This window comes from Serinicoccus sp. JS2-9, assembly GCF_059025165.1.
Window position 1 is genome coordinate 258,146 of the sequence record NZ_CM180091.1, and the last position, 17,632, is coordinate 275,777.

The window sequence follows — 17,632 nt, forward strand, 5'->3', positions numbered from 1 at the left end:
TCGCGGGCCGCTCGACACCGGCGGCGGCCCGCGTCAGATCGCCGGTCGGGTCGGCTCAGTGACCCCGGTCGATCCACTCCTGCCGGTGCGGCTTCTCCGCGCCGATGGTGGTGGTGTCGCCGTGGCCGGTGTGGACGACCGTGTCGTCCGGCAGGGTGAGGAGCCGGTCGGTGATCGACTCGACGATCGTGTCGAAGTCGCTGAAGGACCGGCCCGTCGCCCCGGGACCACCGGCGAAGAGCGTGTCGCCGGAGAAGACCGCGCCCAGCTCAGGCACGTGGAAGCAGCACGCGCCGGGCGCGTGCCCCGGGGTGTGCAGCACTTCGATGGTCACGCCGGCGACCTCGATGCGCTGACCGTCGGCCAGATCCTGGTCCCACCGGGCCTCGGCATGGGTCAGCTCCCAGACGGGAGCGTCGCCGGGGTGCAGCAGCAGCGGAGCCCCGGTGCGCTCCTTGAGCGCCAGCGCCGCGTCCACGTGGTCGCTGTGGGCGTGGGTGAGCAGGACGGCACGCACCTGCCGGTCGCCGACGACCCGGGCGATCTCGTCGGCGTCGTGCGGGGCGTCGATGACCACGCACTCCGTGTCGTCGCCGAGCACCCAGACATTGTTGTCGACCTCCCAGGAGCCGCCGTCGAGCTCGAAGGTGCCGCTCGTCGTGGTGTGGTCGATGCGCGCGCTCATGCGTGGCTCCCATCGGTGGCGGCGGCGCCAGCGGCGTCAGCCGTGGCGCCCTCGTCGATCACGACGACCGAGCGCAGCACGTCTCCGCCATGCATCTTGTCGAAAGCGGCCTCGACGTCACCGAGCCCGATCGTCTCGGTGACGAAGGCGTCGAGGTCGAAGCGGCCCTGGCGGTAGAGGTCGATGAGCATGGGGAAGTCGCGGCTGGGCAGGCAGTCGCCGTACCAACTCGACTTCAGCGCTCCGCCGCGGCCGAAGATGTCGAGCAGCGGCAGCGTGACCTCCATCTCGGGGGTCGGCACGCCGACGAGCACGACGGTGCCGGCGAGGTCGCGGGCGTAGAACGCCTGCCGGTAGGTCTCCGGGCGCCCCACCGCCTCGACGACGACATCGGCGCCGTTGCCGCCGGTGAGCTCCCGGATCGCCTCGACCGGGTCGGTCTCCTTGCTGTTGACGGTGTGCGTGGCGCCGAACCCCTTTGCGGTCTCCAGCTTGCGGTCGTCGACGTCGACGGCGATCACCGTGGTGGCACCTGCGAGGGCTGCTCCGGCGATGGCCGCGTCGCCGACGCCACCACAACCGATGACCGCGACGGAGTCTCCGCGACCCACGCCGCCGGTGTTGACGGCGGCACCGAGGCCGGCCATCACGCCGCAGCCGAGCAGACCGGCCGCCACGGCGGAGGCATCCCGGTCGACCTTGGTGCACTGGCCCGCGTGGACGAGCGTCTTCTCGCAGAAGGCGCCGATGCCGAGGGCTGGGCTCAACTCGGTGCCCGCCATCTCGTCGCCCTCGGCGAGCGTCATCTTCTGACTCGCGTTGTGCGTGGCGAAGCAGTACCACGGCTGGCCCTTGGCGCACGCCCGGCACTGACCGCATACCGCACGCCAGTTGAGGATGACGAAGTCGCCGGGCTCGACCTCGGTGACCCCCTCCCCGACCGCCTCGACCGTGCCGGCGGCCTCGTGGCCGAGCAGGAACGGGAACTCGTCGTTGATCCCGCCCTCGCGGTAGTGCAGGTCGGTGTGGCACACGCCGCAGGCCTCGACCTTGACGACGGCCTCGCCCGGGCCCGGGTCCGGCACGACGATGTCGACGACCTCGACGTCGGCTCCCTTGCTGCGGGCGATAACGCCCTTGACGGTCTGCGGCATGCTCGGGTCCTCCTGCGGTAGTGGCTGCGGATGCTGACCCCACCGTAGGGCGTGGGGGTGAAAGTCCGCAGCCGGTCCTTGCTCCCTCTCCGCAGCGGCGGCGCTCGGGTTGAGCCACATGAGCAGTCCGAGGTGCCTCGATCACCTCCCCAGGTCCGCGCCTGAGGACTCGTGAACTGCTCATCCGCGACGGGACTGCTCCGGCATACCCTGAGGCGATGGCGGGCACGATCATCCTCATGTGCGGGCCGGCGGGTGCCGGCAAGACCACCGTCGCGCGGGAGCTGGAGCGGGGCGGCGCGACACGGCTGTCCTACGACGAGGAGTTCTGGCGCCGGGGCTACCGCGGCACGCACCCCGTGCCCCGCGACCTCGCCCTGCAGGTGCAGACGGACCTCGACCGACAGCTCACACAGTCCGTGCAGCAGGACGACGTGGTGCTCGACTACTCCTTCTCCACCCGCGACATGCGCGACGACTACCGCCGTCGGGCCGCCGACCTCGGCGCGGACACCCGGCTCGTCTACGTCACCGCGCCGATCGAGGTGCTCCGGAGCCGGATCGCTGCCCGGCGCGGCAAGCACGCCAACGACGCACGGCTGGACCCGGAGACGCTCGAGGAGTTCGTGACGAACTTCGAGGCCCCGGCTCCCGACGAGCACGCCGAGGTCATCCGCACCGGCTGAGGAGGTATGCCGCACCCCACGTCTCCCTCGGCGCACGCGCGCGTTGGCGGCCCGGATGAGCAGCCGAAGGTGCTTCACGCAGATGCCCTGACCCGTGTCTGAGGACGCCCGGGCTGCTCATGCGCACCGGCTGTCGCGTGGGCGAGTCAGACGAGGGGCACCACGAGCGCGGTCGCGACGCAGGCGAGGCCCTCGCCGCGTCCGGTGAGCCCGAGGCCGTCGGTCGTCGTAGCGCTCACCGACACCGGGGCACCGTCGAGAGCGGCCGACATGGCGGCCGTCGCCTCCTGCCGTCGCGGCCCCACCTTGGGTCGGTTGCCGATGATCTGCACCGCGACGTTGCCGACGCCCCAGCCGGCGTCGCGCAGCATCCCGAGCACATGCCCGAGCATCTGCGTGCCACTCGCGCCCGCCATCTCGGCCCGGTCCGTGCCGAAGACCGACCCCAGGTCGCCCAGCCCGGCCGCCGACAGCAGCGCGTCGCACGCGGCGTGGGCGGCGACGTCGCCGTCGGAGTGCCCCTCGATCCCCCGCTCCCCCGGCCACTCCAGGCAGGCGAGCCACAGGGCGCGCTCGTCCGCGGCATACCCGTGGACGTCGACACCGACGCCGGTGCGCGGCCAGAGCGTGCTCATCGGTCCACCTCCCCCGCCTCCTCCTCGACCATCGCCGCCGCGACCTCCAGGTCGCGCGCGGTGGTCACCTTGAAGGCCCGGTGGTCACCGGTCACGACGGCTACCCTGCCGCCGAGGACCTCGACCATCCCGGCGTCGTCGGTGACCGCGCCTCGACTCTCGGCATGCGCCCGCTCGAGGGTCTCCCGGAGGAAGCCCTGCGGCGTCTGCACAGCGCGCAACCCGGCGCGATCAGGGGTGGAGACGACGGTCTCGACGTCACCGGACACGTCCTGCTGCACCTGCTTGATGGTGTCGACGACGGGCACGGCCGGGATCACCGCGGCGTGACCACTGCGCACGGCGTCGACCACACGATCGAAGACCGCCGTCGGGGTGAAGGCCCGGGCCGCGTCGTGGACCAGCACGATGCCGACGTCGTCGGGCAGCGCGGCGAGACCGGCGGCCACCGAGTCGGCACGCTCCGCTCCGCCGGCGACCACGGCCACCGAGACCCCGGCCGACCGTCGAATTCGACCATGGGTTGTGGTGCCATGGCGCGACAAGCCGTGGTCGAATTCGTGGGGGGAGAGGTCGAGCGCGGCGCGGATCTGCTCCATGCCCTCACCGGGCGGAGCGACGACGACGACGGCTGTGAGCCCCGACGTCTCCAACGCGCGGTCGAGGGCGTGCGAGACCAGCGGGCGCGCCCCAGGTGAGGTGCCGACGGGCACTAGTGCCTTCGGCATACCCGCCCCGAGGCGGGCGCCGAGACCGGCCGCGACCACGACGAGGCCGACGCCGCCAGGGGCGACGTCGGCCGTCATCTGAGTCAGGAGGCGAGGACCTCGTCGAGGGTGGCCTCGGCGGTGTCCTCGTTGGTCTTCTCGGCGAGCGCGAGCTCGCTCACGAGGATCTGGCGTGCCTTGGAGAGCAGCCGCTTCTCGCCGGTGGACAGCCCCCGGTCCTTGTCGCGACGCCACAGGTCGCGAACGACCTCGGCCACCTTGATCACGTCGCCGGAGGCAAGCTTCTCGAGGTTGGCCTTATAGCGGCGAGACCAGTTGGTCGGCTCCTCGGTGTGCTCCGCGCGCAGCACGGCGAACACCTTGTCCAGACCTTCCTTGCCGACCACGTCGCGCACTCCGACGAGGTCGCAGTTGTCGGCAGGGACCTCGATGGTGAGATCACCCTGCGCGACCTTGAGCTTGAGGTAGAGCTTCTCCTCGCCCTTGATGGTTCGAGTCTTCATCTCTTCAATGAGAGCGGCCCCGTGGTGGGGGTAGACAACCGTCTCTCCGACCTTGAACGACATCGTGGTTAAGCCCCTTTCGCGGACCTCCAGAATACCACGCGTGGTGGACGTCACGTAATCACACGACTGCCATTTCCGCTGGTCAGGGGGTTGACAAGCGGCTCAGCGTATGCATCACGCACCCTTGCGCCCGCACGCGCGAGCCGCATGTGACAGGTGGTGCGGCGCTGGCCGGTCACGCTGCCCGGTGGTCGCGCGGCGCCTGATCGAGGCGCGCGCGAACGGTGGCTGCGGCATACCAGGCGGGGTTCGTCGGCCCTGGACGCTAGGCTGTCTCCGTGACCACTGCACCGACCTCCCACGCCCGTCGCCGCGCCGCGCTGCTGGCTGTCGCCGCCTCTGCCGGCCTCGTCCTCTCCGGATGCTCGGTCAACTCCCCGGCGGCCACGACGCTGACCTACGCCCCCGCCGACGGGGTGCAGGCCGACGGCACCGAGATCGGCGTCCGCGACCTGCTGGTGGTCAGCCAGGGCAACGGCGCTCCCGCCGTCGTGTCGGGGGCCGTGCTCAACCTCACCGACGAGCCGGTCACCGTGGCGATCACCGCCGCCGGGACCAGCCTGTCGCCCGAGGTCACCGTCGAGCCCAACTCTTCGCTGCGCCTCGACGGCACCTCCGCCGACGGCACCCCGGGGGAGCCGCTCACCATGCCGGCGCTCGACACCCCCGCCGGGGTCAACGTCGAGGTGCGGCTCAGCACGGGCAGCGAGACCCTCTCCGCCGACACGCCCGTGCTGCTGCCGCAGGGGCCCTATGAGCAGTTCGCCGACGAAGCCGGCGGCACCGTCGAGCCCCACGCCGATCACGAGGACGACGAAGACCACTGACCAGGGCTCAACGTCGGCGACGCAGAGCGGTGGCTCAGGCGTCTCGCGGCACCGCGGTCCGGACCGGGTCGTTGTCGCCCGGGAGCTGCTCGTCGTGCCACACCCCGGTGACCAGGTAGACCACGCGCAGCGCCACGGAGACGGCGTGATCGGCATACCGCTCGTAGTAGCGGGAGAGCAGGGTCGCGTCCACGGTGACCTGGGCGGCGTGCTGCGCACCCGGGTCGAGCAGCGCCTGGAAGACCTCGCGGTGCAGCCGGTCCATGGTGTCGTCGGCCTTCATCAGCTCCGAGGCGCCCTCGGCGTCCTTGGTACCGATGATCTCCCCCGCGCGCAGGATCATCGCCTCGGCGGTGGTCGCCATCTCGGCGAAGATCGGGCGGAGCCCGGCCGGCAGGGCGTGCGCGGGGTAGCGCAGGCGGGTGAGCTTCGCGACGTGCCGCGCCAGGTCGCCGCTGCGCTCGAGGTCGCTGCTCATGCGCAACGCGGTCACCATCTGCCGCAGGTCGGTCGCCACCGGCTGCTGCCGGGCGATCACGTCGATGGCGCGGTTGTCGAGCTCACGGCGGAGGGCGTCGATGAGCTGGTCGTCGGAGATGACCTGTTGGGCCAGCGTCAGGTCGGTCTCCATGAGCGACCGGGTGGCCCGCTGGAGCGCGGTGGCGGAGAGGCGGCTCATCTCGACCAGCTGCTCGCTGATGAGGTCGAGCTCCTCCTGGAAGGCACTGCGCACGGTGATCTGCCCCTTTCGCGACGGCTGGTGTGAGTCGGTGCCGGCCCACGGACAGCCGCCACCAGCGTGTGACGGTGACAGGGTGACATGAACGGCTGGAGACGACCAGATGAATAGTGGCCCGCCCGGTCACCGCCGTGGCACCCTCCATGCATGAACCGGTCGTCGCACCACCCTAGGCTGGTCATGTGACACCCCTGAGCGCGGGCCTTCTCGGAGCGGCCCTCGGGCTGCTCCTCGCGGCCCTCGTCTGGTGGCTGGTCCGCAGCGCGGAGCACGCCCCCGCTGCTGGCGACGCCGTGGACGACACCGCCGACACCGTGCCCGAGGGCGCCAAGGAGGTGCTCAGCGTGCTCCGCTCCGGCGCGATCGTCGTCGACGAGGCCACCCGGGTCCGGACCGCTACCGGTGCTGCCCTCGCCTTCGGTCTCGTCCGCGGCGACGACCTGGTGCACCCGCGGCTGCGCGAGCTGGCCGGCGAGGTCATGGCCACCGGCGCGGTGCTAGAGGAGGAGCTGGACTTCGCCCGCGGGCCGATCGGCGCAGGCCGGGTCCTGCTCGGCGTCCGGGCCGCGCCCTTCGGGGACGACCTCGTGCTCGTGCTCGTGGACGACCGGACCCAGGCCCGGCGCGTCGAAGAGGTCCGTCGCGACTTCGTCGTCAACGTCAGCCACGAGCTCAAGACCCCTGTCGGTGGGCTGGCGCTGCTCGCCGAGGCGGTCGGGGACGCCGCCGACGACCCCGAGGCCGTGGCCCGCTTCGCCGGCCGGATGAAGACCGAGACCGAGCGGCTCACGCGGCTGGTCAGCGAGATCGTCGACCTCTCCCGCCTGCAGACCAACGACCTGCTGGCCGACATGGTCGTGGTCGACGTGGCCGCCTGCGCCGCGGACGCGGTCGAGCAGACGCGGCTGGTGGCCGGCACCCGCACCGTGGTCGCCGCGCCGGCGGGTCGTCCCGAGGAGCTGCGGATCTATGGCGACCGCGAGCTCATCACCACCGCGGTCCGCAACCTCGTGACCAACGCCATCGCCTACTCCGAGGACGGCACCCGCGTCGGGGTCGTCACCCGGCGTGCCGGTGACCAGGTCGAGGTGTCGGTCTCGGACCAGGGTCGCGGCATCTCGGCGCAGGACCAGGAGCGCATCTTCGAACGCTTCTACCGCGTCGACCCGGCGCGGTCGCGCCGCACGGGGGGCACCGGGCTCGGACTCTCGATCGTCAAGCACATCTGCGCGGGCCACGGCGGCGGGGTGACGGTATGGAGTGAGGAGACGCAGGGGGCGACCTTCACCATGCGCTTCCCGGCCGTCGACGACAGCCGTCCCGTCGGCTCGCCGGCCCCCTACCGGCAGGGCCGCCCGGCCCGCGTGCCCGACCCGGCCCACGGCGACTCCCTGCCGGCCTCGTCCGCCCGGACCGACGAGCCCAGCCAGCCCCGAGGAAAGGTGACCCGATGACCCGCATCCTGGTGGTGGAGGACGAGGAGTCCTTCTCCGACCCGCTCTCCTACCTGCTGGAGAAGGAGGGCTACGACGTCACGATCACCGGCACGGGCACCGACGGGCTGGCCGAGTTCGACCGCAACGGCGCCGACCTCGTGCTGCTCGACCTCATGCTGCCCGGGATGTCCGGCGTCGATGTCTGCCGGGCGCTGCGCCAGCGCTCCAGCGTGCCCGTCATCATGCTCACCGCCAAGGACTCCGAGGTCGACAAGGTCGTCGGCCTGGAGCTCGGCGCCGACGACTACGTGACCAAGCCCTACTCCGGCCGCGAGCTGCTGGCCCGGATCAAGGCGGTGCTGCGCCGCCTCAGCGAACCCGAGGAGCTGCTTCCGTCCACGATCGAGTCGGGACCGGTCCGCATGGACGTGGAACGGCATACCGTGTCCGTCGACGGCGAGCCGGTGTCGCTGCCGCTCAAGGAGTTCGAGCTGCTCGAGATGCTCCTGCGCAACGCCGGCCGGGTGCTCACGCGCGGCCAGCTCATCGATCGGGTCTGGGGCAGCGACTACGTCGGCGACACCAAGACCCTCGACGTCCACGTGAAGCGGCTGCGCGCCAAGATCGAGCCCAAGCCCTCCAACCCGCAGCACATCCTCACCGTGCGCGGACTGGGCTACAAGTTCGAGACCAGCTGACCGACCGCGCGAGATGTCGTGACTGACCGCGCGGTATGCGGTGGAGTCACCGCATACCGCGACTCCAGTCACGGCATACCGCGCGGCCAGTCACGGCATACCGCGCGGCCAGTCACGGCATATCGCGCGGCCAGTCGGGGTGCGACGGGGTGGGTGGTGACTACTTCTTGCCCTGGTTGGCGACCTGCTGGATCGCGTCGGCGGCGGCGTCGGCGTCGAGGTAGCGGCCGCCGCGGGTGAGCGGCTGCAGGTCGGCGTCGAGCTCGTAGAGCAGCGGGATGCCGGTCGGGATGTTGAGCCCGGCGATGTCCTCGTCGCTGATGCCGTCGAGGTGCTTGACCAGCGCGCGCAGGCTGTTGCCGTGGGCGGCGACGAGCACCGTCTTGCCCTCGCGCAGGTCGGGCACGATGTCAGAGTCCCAGTAGGGCAGCATCCGCGCGATGACGTCCTTGAGGCACTCGGTGCGCGGGAGGTCGTCGCCGAGGTCGGCGTAGCGCGGGTCACCGGCCTGGGAGAACTCGCTGTCGTCCTCGATCGGCGGCGGCGGGGTGTCGAAGGAGCGGCGCCACAGCATGAACTGCTCCTCGCCGTACTTGTCCCGCGTCTCCGCTTTGTTGAGGCCCTGCAGCGCGCCGTAGTGGCGCTCGTTGAGCCGCCAGTGCCGGTGCACCGGGATCCAGTGCCGGTCGGCGACGTCGAGGGCCGAGTTGGCGGTGGTGATCGCGCGGCGCAGCAGCGAGGTGTGCAGCACGTCCGGCAGCAGCCCCTCCTCGCGCAGCAGCTCGCCGGCCCGGCGCGCCTCCTCGTGCCCGGTCTGGGTGAGGTCGACGTCGACCCATCCGGTGAAGAGGTTCTTCTCGTTCCACTGGCTCTCGCCGTGGCGCAGCAGGATCAAGGTGTATGCGGCCTCGCTCATACCGCCCACCCTACCGATCAGGGGTGCTCGCCCTCGGAGTCGGTCAGCGCCTCCAGCTCGGCCCGGAAGGCCTCCAGGTTGGCGGTCGACTCGCCGCGGTCCAGCCGCCAGGCCCACTCGCGCCGGATCGAGGTCCAGAAACCCAGCCGGAGCAGCTCGTTGAAGGGCTCGTCGCAGGCCGCGAGCACGGCCCCGAGCAGCTCGTCGAGCGTCTCGACCGAGAGCCCGGCCAGCGGCACCCGCCCGGTGAGGTAGACGTCGCCGCTGGCGTCCACGGCATACCCGACGCCGGGCAGTCGCAACGAGCGCCGCAGGAGGTAGCGGTAGACCCCCTCGTGGTTCTCGTCGGGGTTGCGGATGACGAAGGCGCGCAGCTCGACCGCCCGCTCCCCCACCACGAGCGAGAGGACCGTGCGCAGCTTGCGCTCGCCGGGGAGGGCGACGACGGTCTCGCCCGGCCGGGTCCCCTGCTCCCAGTCCACCTCCAGCGCGTCCAGGTGCTCGCGCAGCGTGGTCACGGCCGACTCATCCATGGCGTCCTCCTCGGCGGGTGGTCACCGCCGCAGCATAGGCCGCGAGCAGCGCGTCGACGGTCCGCTCCCACGAGTAGCGCTCGGCGTGGTGGACCGCCTGGGTCGACCACCGCTCGCGCTCCCCCGGAGCGTCTAGCCGGTCCAGCGCCCCCTGTAGGGAGTCCGCCCAGTCCTCCGGTGCGTGCCCGTCCACCAGCACCCCGGCCTCGCCGACCGCGAGCGGCAGACCGCCCACGCGCGCAGCGACCACGGGGGTGCCGCACGCGAGCGCCTCGATCGCCACCAACCCGAAGGACTCGTTGTGCGACGGCACCGCGACGAGGTCGGCCGCCCGCATCCAGGTGGCCAGCTCCTCCCGCCCGACGGGTGGCCCGAAGGAGACGAGGTCGGCGACCCCCTCCTCCTCCGCGACCCGGTGCAGGGCCTCGGGGCGCGTCACCCCCGAGCCGGACAACCCCCCGAGGACCGCGACGACGAGCCGCTTCTGCAGCGACGGGTCCCGCCGCACCAGCTCCCCGGCGGCGCGCACCAGCACGTCCGGCCCCTTGAGCGGCTGGATACGGCCCACGAAGAGCAGGACGACCGCGTCCTGCGCCAGCCCCACCTCGCGCCGCGCCGCGCCCCGGTCACCGGGGCGGAAGGTCTCCAGCGCCACCCCCGGGGGGACGACGTGGACGCTGCCCGGCGCAGCGGCATACAGGTCGATGAGCTCGCGTGCCTCGGCGGGCGTGTTGGCCACGAGCGCGTCCGCCTGATCGACCAGCTGCTGCTCCCCCGCGATCCGCTCGGCCGGCTCGGGCGTGTCACCCGCGGCGAGCGCACGGTTCTTGACGCGCGCCATGGTGTGCATCGTCTGCACGAGCGGGACGTCGAAGCGCCGCGCGGTCAGCCCCCCGACCTGGCCGGACAGCCAGTAGTGCGCATGGAGGACGTCGTAGTGCCCCTCCGCCAGCCCCGCGACGTGCCGGGACAGGTCGTCGGCGAAGGCGCACAGGTGCCCCGGCAGGTCGCCCTTGGGGACGGTGTCCAGGGGCCCGGCACCGACGTGGTGCACGGCGACGTCCAGGCCGGGCTCGAGCTCCACCGACGGCTCCTGCCGCGCGCTGGTGGCCCGGGTGAAGATGTCGACCTCGATGCCGCGGCGGGCCAGCCGGGTGGCGGTCTCGACGACGTAGACATTGAGGCCGCCGGCGTCGCCGGTGCCCGGACGCTCCAGCGGCGAGGTGTGCAGCGAGACCATCGCGACCCGCCGGATGGGCGCCGTGGGAGGGTCGGGGTCGGCGCTCACCGCGCCAGTGTGGCACGCGCCCACGCGGGTGGACCGCCGCCCTAGTCTGGCCCCGTGCCCACCCGTCCCGCTCGCCGCCCTGTCGGCGCCATCACCCGTGGCACCACCAACCCCAACCGGCTGCGGCGGGTGGACCGCTGGATCGGCCACGCGCTCGGCAGCGTGCTGCGCGCCGCCCCGCCCGGTCGTCCCCCCGTCGTCGTCGACCTCGGGTATGGCGCAGCGCCCGTCACGGTGCTCGAGCTCGCCGAGCGGCTGCGCCGGGTCCGGCAGGACGTGCGGGTCGTCGGGGTGGAGATCGACCCCGAGCGGGTCGAGCGCGGGCGTGCGGTGGCCGACCCGCCGCGGGTGGACTTCGTGCTCGGGGGCTTCGAGGTGCCGCTCCCGGCGGAGGTCGGGGCGTCGGCCCCGACGGTGGTGCGAGCCTTCAACGTGCTGCGGCAGTACGACGAGAGCGAGGTGGCCCCCGCCTGGGAGCAGGTCGTCGGGCGGTTGGCCCCCGGTGGCGCGCTGGTGGAGGGCACCTGCGACGAGCTGGGACGGCTGGCCGCGTGGGTGGACGTGCGGCGGGGCGACGAGGTGGACTCTGGCGGCGCTGGCTCGGGCGGCGTCGGCGCGGACCCGACCGGCACCGGGTCAACCGGCACCGGCTCGCGCGCGGCGGGCCCGCGCAGATCGGGGGCCACACACCCGATGCCGCAGCCCCGCACGCTGACGCTCTCGTGGCGCCTGGCCGGGCTGGAGTCCCCCTCGGTCGTCGCGGAGCGACTCCCCAAGGTGCTCATCCACCGCAACGTGCCGGGCGAGCCGGTCCACGACCTCATGGGTGCGCTGGAGCGGGCCTGGGAGCGGTCGGCGCCGCTGGCGAGCTTCGGCGCCCGGCAGCGCTTCGTGGCGACGGTCCGCGAGCTGCGCGAGGCCGGCTGGCCCGTGCGTGACGGGGTGGCGCGCTGGCGGCTCGGCGAGCTGACCGTGGACTGGTCGGCCGTGGCGCCGAGCCGCTGATCACCAGGGGCCGTAGGGCCCCATGTGGTTCCCGCCGTTGCCTCGCCCCTGCACGGACTTCAAGGCTGGTCGCACATCCGCGTGGTATACGCCGGCGGCGACGATGGCGATGAGGTTGAACAGGTTGAGGGGGTTGAACATGAAGAGGAACCCCAGGAGGGTGGCCCCGCCGGTCAGCAGCAACCAGAACTGCTTGGTCCGCTTGCCCGCGGCGGGGAAGGCGTCGGCACGGGTCCGCGCGCAGTCCACCAGGGCCCACGCCATCATCCCGAAGAGCGCGACCCCGATGACGATCTCAATGAGGCTCTGAGCCTGGTAGATGGCTGGCATGGCCCCAGCCTACGCGTCGCGGGTGTCGACGATCACCGTGAACGGCCCGTCGTTCACCAGCTCGACCTCCATCATCGCCCCGAAGCGGCCGGTCGCGACCTCGATGCCCCGGTGGCGCAGATCGGCCACGACCGCGTCCACGAGCGGCTCCGCGACCGGGCCGGGCGCGGCGTCTCCCCAGGAGGGCCGACGCCCCTTGCGGGTGCTGCCGTAGAGCGTGAACTGACTGACGACGAGCACGGCACCACCGGTGTCCGACACCGAGCGCTCGTCGCGCAGGATGCGCAACTCGGCGATCTTGCGGGCGGTCGTCTCGACGTCGGCCGGACCGTCGTCGTGGGTCGCAGCCACCAGCGCCACCAGGCCGGGCCGGGTGATCTCGCCGACCACCTCGCCCTCGACCGTGACCCGCGCCCGGACGGCCCGCTGCAGGACCGCCCTCACCGGTCGACCTCGGGAAGCACCGCACGGATCTGCCCCACGGGCTCGCCATGGCCACGGACGACCGCCCGGGCCTCGAGGGCCGTCAGGGTGGCTGCCACGTCCGGCGCGAGCGCCTCGAGCCCCGCCCCGCGCAGCACGGCGGCGGTCACCACGACCCGGGCCCGCTCCCCGCCGTCGGTGATCTTCACGGTGAGCCCGCGTCCGTCGGCCAGACCCACGGCATACACCGACTCCGCACCGTCCTTGGCGATGAGGCCCGGGACGCCGCGGATGAGCTCGGTGACGTCGCGGCCGGTCCCGCCCAGGAACTCCGGGTGCGACCTGATCGCGGCGGCGACGCGCCCCGCCTCGGTGTCGGGCGCCGCAGCCGCGATCCGGCCGAAGGCCCGCGCCAGACCCGCGGAGGAGACGGCGAGCGCCGGGGCCCCGCAGCCGTCCGTCGTCGACGCCGCGACCGGCTCGCCGGCGAACTCCTCGACCACGCTCACCACGAGGCGCTGCAACGGGTGACCGGGGTCGCGGTAGGTCTCGAGGTCCCAACCGGAGGCGACGCACGCCGCGAGCATCCCGGCGTGCTTGCCGGAGCAGTTCTGCGCCAGCGAGGTGGGCGGGTTGCCCTCCCGGATCCAGGCGCGGCGCTGCTCCTCGTCCAGCGGGAGGTCAGGGGTGTTCTGCAGCGCGGACTCCTCCAGGGCCGCGGCGGCCAGGATGCGGCGGGCGCCCTCCAGGTGGCGCTCCTCCCCGGAGTGGCTGGCGCAGGCGAGGGCGAGCAGCTCGCCGTCGAGGTCCGCACCCGCCCGCAGCATGGCGATCGCCTGCAGCGGCTTCAACGAGGAGCGGGGCAGGATCGGCGCACCGACAGGCCCGACCGCGACGTCCACCGCGCCGTCGGCGCCGGTCAGCGCCACGACACCGTGGTGCAGCGACTCCACGACGCCGTTGCGCACGACCTCGGCCACGACGGGTGCGTCGGCGAGGGGGGAGCGGGAGGTGTGCTGGGTCACGGCTGCCATGGAGAGGCATCCTGCCAGGACCGCCGACCTGCCGCCGAGGCACCCGGCGTCGATCTCAGGAGCCGACGATCTCGGTCTGAGCGGCGGAGGTGCCGTCGGCGAGCAGCGTCATACCGGGGTCGAGGTTGCGCTTGACGAGAGCGAGCGCGATCGGGCCGTCGTCCGCGTGGCGCGCCACCGTGGTCAGCCGACCCACCGCTCGCCCGCCGTCCAGCGGCGTCAGCTCGACACCCGGCTCCGGTATGACGTGCCCCGAGCCGTCCAGGTGGAGGAAGACCAGGCGCCGGGGCGGGCGGCCGAGATTCTTGACCCGGGCGACCGTCTCCTGGCCGCGGTAGCAGCCCTTGTGCAGGTGCACCGCGGTCCGCAGCCAGTCGAGCTCGTGCGGGATCGTCCGGTGGTCGGTGTCCACGCCGGCCCGGGGGCGCCAGGCCGCGGCCCGCAGCGCCTCGGCCGCCCAGGTCCCGGCCAGCGGTCGGTCGCCGACCGCGGCGTCGAGCTCCCCGCGCGGCACGATCAGCTCGCGCCAGGCGCGGACGGCACCCGGGTGCGCCGCACCCTCGGGGCCGTAGCAGAAGGTGTCGCCGACCGGGCCGGGCCACGGGTCGACCCACGCCAGCGGCTCCCCCGGGGCCGACTCGCGCGCGACGGGCTCCCCGAGCACGGCATACCCCTCGGAGACGTCGGCGACCTCCACCCGCAGCATGAAGCGCATCGAGTCGAGCCACCCGGCCACCGCCGCAGCGGCGCCGGGCTCGGTGGTGAGCCACGTCGTCTCGCCGTCGTCGACGACGTGCAGCGCGTGCTCGACGTGTCCCTTCGGCGAGAGGATCAGGGTCTCCGCTGAGCGGCGTGGCGGCAGGTCGGAGAGCTGCTGGGTGGTCAGGGAGTGCAGCCAGCTGAGTCGGTCCGGCCCGGTCACCGTGACCACGCCGCGGTGCGAGAGGTCGACGACGGCCAGCCCTTCTTCGAGCAGTCGCTGCTCCCGGTGCGGGTTGCCGTAGTGGGCCGCCACCCCGGCGTCCACCTCCGTGCCGTCGACGGCACCGGGTCGGTCCAGCAGCACGGTCATGGCGGTCGCTCTCCTCGGTCGCGGCGGGGTCCGCACGGAGCCCTCGTCCTCCACGGTACGCGTCGGACGCCCTGCCCGGGAATCCGGCCGTAAACTACCCGCATGGGGTACGACCAGACCCCCCGCGCACGGCGCGCAGGGGCCAGTGCAGGAAGCCGTGAGCGCCGACCGTTCCGCACGGTCGTGGTCGGCATCGGCGTGCTCGCCCTGCTCGGGGTGCTCGCCCTCGGCGGCTACGCCTTCTTCCTGCAGCGCACGGTCGAGAACAACATCGAGCGCGACGATCTCACCGCCAAGAACAACGCCATCGTCACCATCTCTCCCGACGGCGCCAACCAGGCGGGCGAGGACGGCGCCGGGACGACCGGTGACGTCGACCCCGAGACGGGCGAGCGCGAGGACGGCGAGAGCGAGGGCGAGGACGGCGAGAGCGAGGGCGAGGACGGCGGGAACGGCGAGGATGGCGCGATCGAGACCGAGGGCGACACCGACTCCGTCGACGACGGCACAGCGCCCATCGTGGGCGAGGACGGCGAGGCCATCGAGGTCACCGAGAGCGAGTTCGTCGCGACCACCCCGACCCGGCCCGCCGACGCCGGGGACGCCATGAACTTCCTCATCATCGGCTCCGACAGCCGCGACCTGTCCGTGGAGCGCGGCCGCTCGGACGTCATCGTGCTCATGCACATCAGCGACGAGCGCGACCGGGTCGACCTCATCCACTTCCCCCGGGACCTCTTCGTCCCCATCGCCGGGACGGGCGGCTCGTCCAAGATCAACGCGGCCTACTCCTACGGCGGCGCCCCGCTGCTCGTGCAGACGCTGCAGCCGCTCATCGACGTGCCGATCGACCACGTGGTCATCGTCAACTTCGAGAGCTTCAAGGGGATGACCGACGCGATCGGTGGCGTCGACGTCAACGTCGCCGAAGCGTCGCCGGGGTTCCCCGCCGGCACGATGTACATGGACGGCGAGACCGGGCTGCGCTTCGTCCGCGAGCGCTACGCCCTGTCGCAGGGCGACATCTCTCGCGGCCAGCGTCAGCAGGCCTTCATCAAGGCGATCATGACCAAGGCCCTGTCCCGGGAGACCATCACCAACCCGGCGCGCCTCGCGAACTTCGTCGACGCGGCGACGACCAACCTCACCGTCGATGCCGACCTGCAGGTCAGCGACATGCGCGACCTGGGCTTCTCGATGCGCGGCGTGCGCGGTGACGACATCACCTTCGTGACCGCCCCCTGGAGCGGGGTCGACATGCACCCGGTCGCCGGGTCCATCGTCGTCATGGCCTCCGACCAGATGCAGGTCCTCTCCCAGCACCTGCGCAGCGACACCATGGAGTCCTACTCCGACCCGGTCTCGCCACGCTCCGGCTTCGGCCGCTGAGCCCAGCCCCCCACCCGGCACCACGACCGAGCGTCGCGAAGGGTTGCCGAGGAACCCATCGAGCGTCGCGAATGGTGGGCGCGCTGCATACCATGGCGTCGTGCCCATCGAACTCGATCCGACCATGCACCCCGACAACGCACCCCTCGCCTGGATGCTCGGCACCTGGGCCGGGGCCGGCGTCGTCGGATACCCGACGATGGAGTCGCGCAACTTCGGCCAGGAGATCGAGGTGACGCACGACGGGCGCCCGTTCCTGCAGTGGACCTCGCGCACCTGGTTGCTCGGCGAGGACGGCAGCAAGGACGAGGTGTATGCCGTGGAGACCGGTTTCTGGCGACCGCAGGCCGACGGCGGGGTGGAGCTGGTGCTCGCGCACCCGACCGGCGTCGTCGAGATGTACTACGGCGAGACCAGTCCGGCGAAGGTCGAGATCCGCACCGACAGCGTCGTCCGCAGCGCGGGCGCGGAGGAGTATGCCGCAGCGCAGCGCCTCTACGGCTACGTGAACGGCAACCTCATGTGGGTCATGGACATGGCCTCCGGTGGGCACGAGATGCAGTCGTACATGTCGGCGGAGCTCAAGCGCGTCTGAGCAACCATGCGCGACGCCCGGTGGGGTGGTGACGGAGCGGCCTCAGCCGGTGAGGGCCGCGGGCAGGAAGGCCAGCCCCACGAGATAGGGCACCACGCCGACCACGAGCACCGAGGCCACGCTCGCGACCAGTCGGGGCCGGGCGTGACTGAGGGTCGGCAGCGCCGTGAGCACCACCCGCATCGACTGGCTGAGCGCTCCGGAGGCGACACCGAGCAGCAGCCAGGTCGTCGGTGGGGCGTCCAGCGCCAGCGCCACGACCACGGCGGCGGCTCCGCCGGCGGCCATCGCCACCGCGAGCAGCCAGGGACGCACCCCTTTCCACCGCCCCAGCAGGTCGGTCACCGAGGAGACCGCTGCCGCGGCGAGCGCCCCCAGCAGCAGCGCGATGCCCTCGGGGCTGTGGCTCACGGGGATCATGAGCACGCCGCAGGCCACCAGGGCCAGACCGAGCACGACCGAGCTCACCGACTGCACGACGCGCGGTCGCCCGTCGCGGCGCAGCAGCTGGTGCACGAAGGCGGCGATCATCGCCAGCGCGAGCGCCGCCGGCACCCACTGCAGCCACGGGCTCTCCTCCTGCACGGCGACCGAGCCGACGAGCGCAAGGCCTCCGACGAGGAGGACGCCCACGGTGCCCCGCGGTGAGGGCAGGCCCACCGTCCCGGCCCAGCCCCACGCCACGATGACCGTGCACGCCGCCAGCGTCACGGACACCAGCACGGGACTGGAGAGGGCCGTCACCCCGAGGATCGCCGCCACGACGCAGACCATGACCGCCAGCGTGCCGACCCGCGGCGCGGGGGCCGTGACGGTCCGCTCGCTCGCGGTGACCTCGAACATGGCCCCCATCTTGCCCCACCGCGCCTGAGGAGCCGGGCTGGCGACACGGT

Annotated in this window: 21 protein-coding genes; 7 read left to right on the plus strand and 14 right to left on the minus strand. The window is 72.5% G+C overall.

Annotated elements, in window-relative coordinates; translation table 11 throughout:
• Positions 1-55 precede the first annotated feature (55 nt).
• Both AC5PYY_RS01315 and AC5PYY_RS01320 read right to left on the minus strand, forming a co-directional pair.
• Positions 56-685 (minus strand): MBL fold metallo-hydrolase, encoded by a 630-nt coding sequence (locus tag AC5PYY_RS01315; RefSeq protein WP_493898026.1) that lies wholly within the window; start codon positions 683-685, stop codon positions 56-58.
• Positions 682-1,839 carry an S-(hydroxymethyl)mycothiol dehydrogenase gene (locus AC5PYY_RS01320; protein ID WP_493898027.1) on the minus strand — a complete coding sequence of 386 codons (1,158 nt, stop codon included), beginning with the start codon at positions 1,837-1,839 and terminating at the stop codon, positions 682-684. The genes AC5PYY_RS01315 and AC5PYY_RS01320 overlap by 4 nt, the downstream gene beginning before the upstream one ends.
• Positions 1,840-2,057: 218 nt before the next feature.
• Between AC5PYY_RS01320 and AC5PYY_RS01325 the strand changes: the two genes are divergently transcribed.
• On the plus strand, positions 2,058-2,525 hold the full coding sequence (locus tag AC5PYY_RS01325; protein ID WP_493898028.1) for a P-loop nucleotide/nucleoside kinase family protein: 468 nt from the start codon (positions 2,058-2,060) through the stop codon (positions 2,523-2,525).
• Between the two features lie 146 nt (positions 2,526-2,671).
• Here AC5PYY_RS01325 and ispF read toward each other — a convergent pair whose 3' ends face one another.
• Genes ispF through AC5PYY_RS01340 form a run of 3 tightly spaced genes read right to left on the minus strand, consistent with a single transcriptional unit; the run spans position 2,672 to position 4,454 of the window.
• Entirely contained in the window at positions 2,672-3,160 is a 489-nt protein-coding gene (gene ispF / locus AC5PYY_RS01330) for a 2-C-methyl-D-erythritol 2,4-cyclodiphosphate synthase (protein WP_493898029.1), read from the minus strand.
• A complete protein-coding gene (gene ispD / locus AC5PYY_RS01335) occupies positions 3,157-3,966 on the minus strand; it encodes a 2-C-methyl-D-erythritol 4-phosphate cytidylyltransferase (RefSeq protein WP_493898030.1) in 810 nt (269 codons plus the stop codon). Before ispD ends, ispF begins: the two co-directional genes overlap by 4 nt.
• Positions 3,967-3,971: 5 nt before the next feature.
• Positions 3,972-4,454, minus strand: a complete 483-nt coding sequence (locus tag AC5PYY_RS01340) for a CarD family transcriptional regulator (RefSeq protein ID WP_405036237.1) — start codon at positions 4,452-4,454, stop codon at positions 3,972-3,974.
• A 278-nt stretch (positions 4,455-4,732) separates the two neighbouring features.
• Between AC5PYY_RS01340 and AC5PYY_RS01345 the strand changes: the two genes are divergently transcribed.
• Complete coding sequence (locus AC5PYY_RS01345) at positions 4,733-5,281, plus strand: hypothetical protein (protein ID WP_493898031.1); 549 nt, start codon at positions 4,733-4,735, stop codon at positions 5,279-5,281.
• A gap of 34 nt (positions 5,282-5,315) precedes the next feature.
• Here the strand turns inward: AC5PYY_RS01345 and phoU are convergent, their stop codons facing one another.
• A complete protein-coding gene (phoU, locus tag AC5PYY_RS01350) occupies positions 5,316-6,014 on the minus strand; it encodes a phosphate signaling complex protein PhoU (protein ID WP_493898032.1) in 699 nt (232 codons plus the stop codon).
• Between the two features lie 188 nt (positions 6,015-6,202).
• Here phoU and AC5PYY_RS01355 point away from each other — a divergent pair, with 188 nt between their 5' ends.
• Together AC5PYY_RS01355 and AC5PYY_RS01360 are read left to right on the plus strand one after the other, a co-directional pair.
• On the plus strand, positions 6,203-7,474 hold the full coding sequence (locus AC5PYY_RS01355; RefSeq protein ID WP_493898033.1) for a sensor histidine kinase: 1,272 nt from the start codon (positions 6,203-6,205) through the stop codon (positions 7,472-7,474).
• A complete protein-coding gene (locus AC5PYY_RS01360; protein ID WP_493898034.1) occupies positions 7,471-8,154 on the plus strand; it encodes a winged helix-turn-helix domain-containing protein in 684 nt (227 codons plus the stop codon). The genes AC5PYY_RS01355 and AC5PYY_RS01360 overlap by 4 nt, the downstream gene beginning before the upstream one ends.
• A gap of 160 nt (positions 8,155-8,314) precedes the next feature.
• Here the strand turns inward: AC5PYY_RS01360 and AC5PYY_RS01365 are convergent, their stop codons facing one another.
• The 3 genes from AC5PYY_RS01365 to mshA are packed head-to-tail and all read right to left on the minus strand — an operon-like array spanning position 8,315 to position 10,891.
• Positions 8,315-9,070: a phosphoglyceromutase gene (locus tag AC5PYY_RS01365; RefSeq protein WP_493898035.1), complete on the minus strand. Its 756-nt coding sequence runs from the start codon at positions 9,068-9,070 to the stop codon at positions 8,315-8,317.
• A 17-nt stretch (positions 9,071-9,087) separates the two neighbouring features.
• Positions 9,088-9,603 carry a type III secretion system chaperone family protein gene (locus tag AC5PYY_RS01370; RefSeq protein WP_493898036.1) on the minus strand — a complete coding sequence of 172 codons (516 nt, stop codon included), beginning with the start codon at positions 9,601-9,603 and terminating at the stop codon, positions 9,088-9,090.
• Complete coding sequence (mshA, locus tag AC5PYY_RS01375) at positions 9,596-10,891, minus strand: D-inositol-3-phosphate glycosyltransferase (protein ID WP_493898037.1); 1,296 nt, start codon at positions 10,889-10,891, stop codon at positions 9,596-9,598. Before mshA ends, AC5PYY_RS01370 begins: the two co-directional genes overlap by 8 nt.
• Before the next feature lie 54 nt (positions 10,892-10,945).
• Here mshA and AC5PYY_RS01380 point away from each other — a divergent pair, with 54 nt between their 5' ends.
• Positions 10,946-11,896, plus strand: coding sequence for a class I SAM-dependent methyltransferase (locus AC5PYY_RS01380; RefSeq protein ID WP_493898038.1), 951 nt, complete (start codon positions 10,946-10,948; stop codon positions 11,894-11,896).
• Here the strand turns inward: AC5PYY_RS01380 and AC5PYY_RS01385 are convergent, their stop codons facing one another.
• Genes AC5PYY_RS01385 through ygfZ form a run of 4 tightly spaced genes read right to left on the minus strand, consistent with a single transcriptional unit; the run spans position 11,897 to position 14,755 of the window.
• Positions 11,897-12,226 (minus strand): DUF2516 family protein, encoded by a 330-nt coding sequence (locus AC5PYY_RS01385; RefSeq protein WP_493898039.1) that lies wholly within the window; start codon positions 12,224-12,226, stop codon positions 11,897-11,899. It abuts the gene before it with no gap.
• Between the two features lie 9 nt (positions 12,227-12,235).
• Positions 12,236-12,670: a D-aminoacyl-tRNA deacylase gene (dtd, locus tag AC5PYY_RS01390; protein ID WP_493898040.1), complete on the minus strand. Its 435-nt coding sequence runs from the start codon at positions 12,668-12,670 to the stop codon at positions 12,236-12,238.
• Positions 12,667-13,683, minus strand: coding sequence for an asparaginase (locus tag AC5PYY_RS01395; protein WP_493898041.1), 1,017 nt, complete (start codon positions 13,681-13,683; stop codon positions 12,667-12,669). Before AC5PYY_RS01395 ends, dtd begins: the two co-directional genes overlap by 4 nt.
• A gap of 55 nt (positions 13,684-13,738) precedes the next feature.
• Positions 13,739-14,755: a CAF17-like 4Fe-4S cluster assembly/insertion protein YgfZ gene (gene ygfZ, locus AC5PYY_RS01400; protein WP_493898042.1), complete on the minus strand. Its 1,017-nt coding sequence runs from the start codon at positions 14,753-14,755 to the stop codon at positions 13,739-13,741.
• A 102-nt stretch (positions 14,756-14,857) separates the two neighbouring features.
• Here ygfZ and AC5PYY_RS01405 point away from each other — a divergent pair, with 102 nt between their 5' ends.
• Both AC5PYY_RS01405 and AC5PYY_RS01410 read left to right on the plus strand, forming a co-directional pair.
• Positions 14,858-16,144, plus strand: coding sequence for an LCP family protein (locus AC5PYY_RS01405; RefSeq protein ID WP_493898043.1), 1,287 nt, complete (start codon positions 14,858-14,860; stop codon positions 16,142-16,144).
• Positions 16,145-16,244: 100 nt separating this feature from the next.
• Positions 16,245-16,739, plus strand: coding sequence for a heme-binding beta-barrel domain-containing protein (locus tag AC5PYY_RS01410; RefSeq protein ID WP_493898044.1), 495 nt, complete (start codon positions 16,245-16,247; stop codon positions 16,737-16,739).
• Positions 16,740-16,781: 42 nt separating this feature from the next.
• Here the strand turns inward: AC5PYY_RS01410 and AC5PYY_RS01415 are convergent, their stop codons facing one another.
• Positions 16,782-17,582, minus strand: coding sequence for a hypothetical protein (locus AC5PYY_RS01415; protein WP_493898045.1), 801 nt, complete (start codon positions 17,580-17,582; stop codon positions 16,782-16,784).
• Between the last annotated feature and the right edge of the window lie 50 nt (positions 17,583-17,632).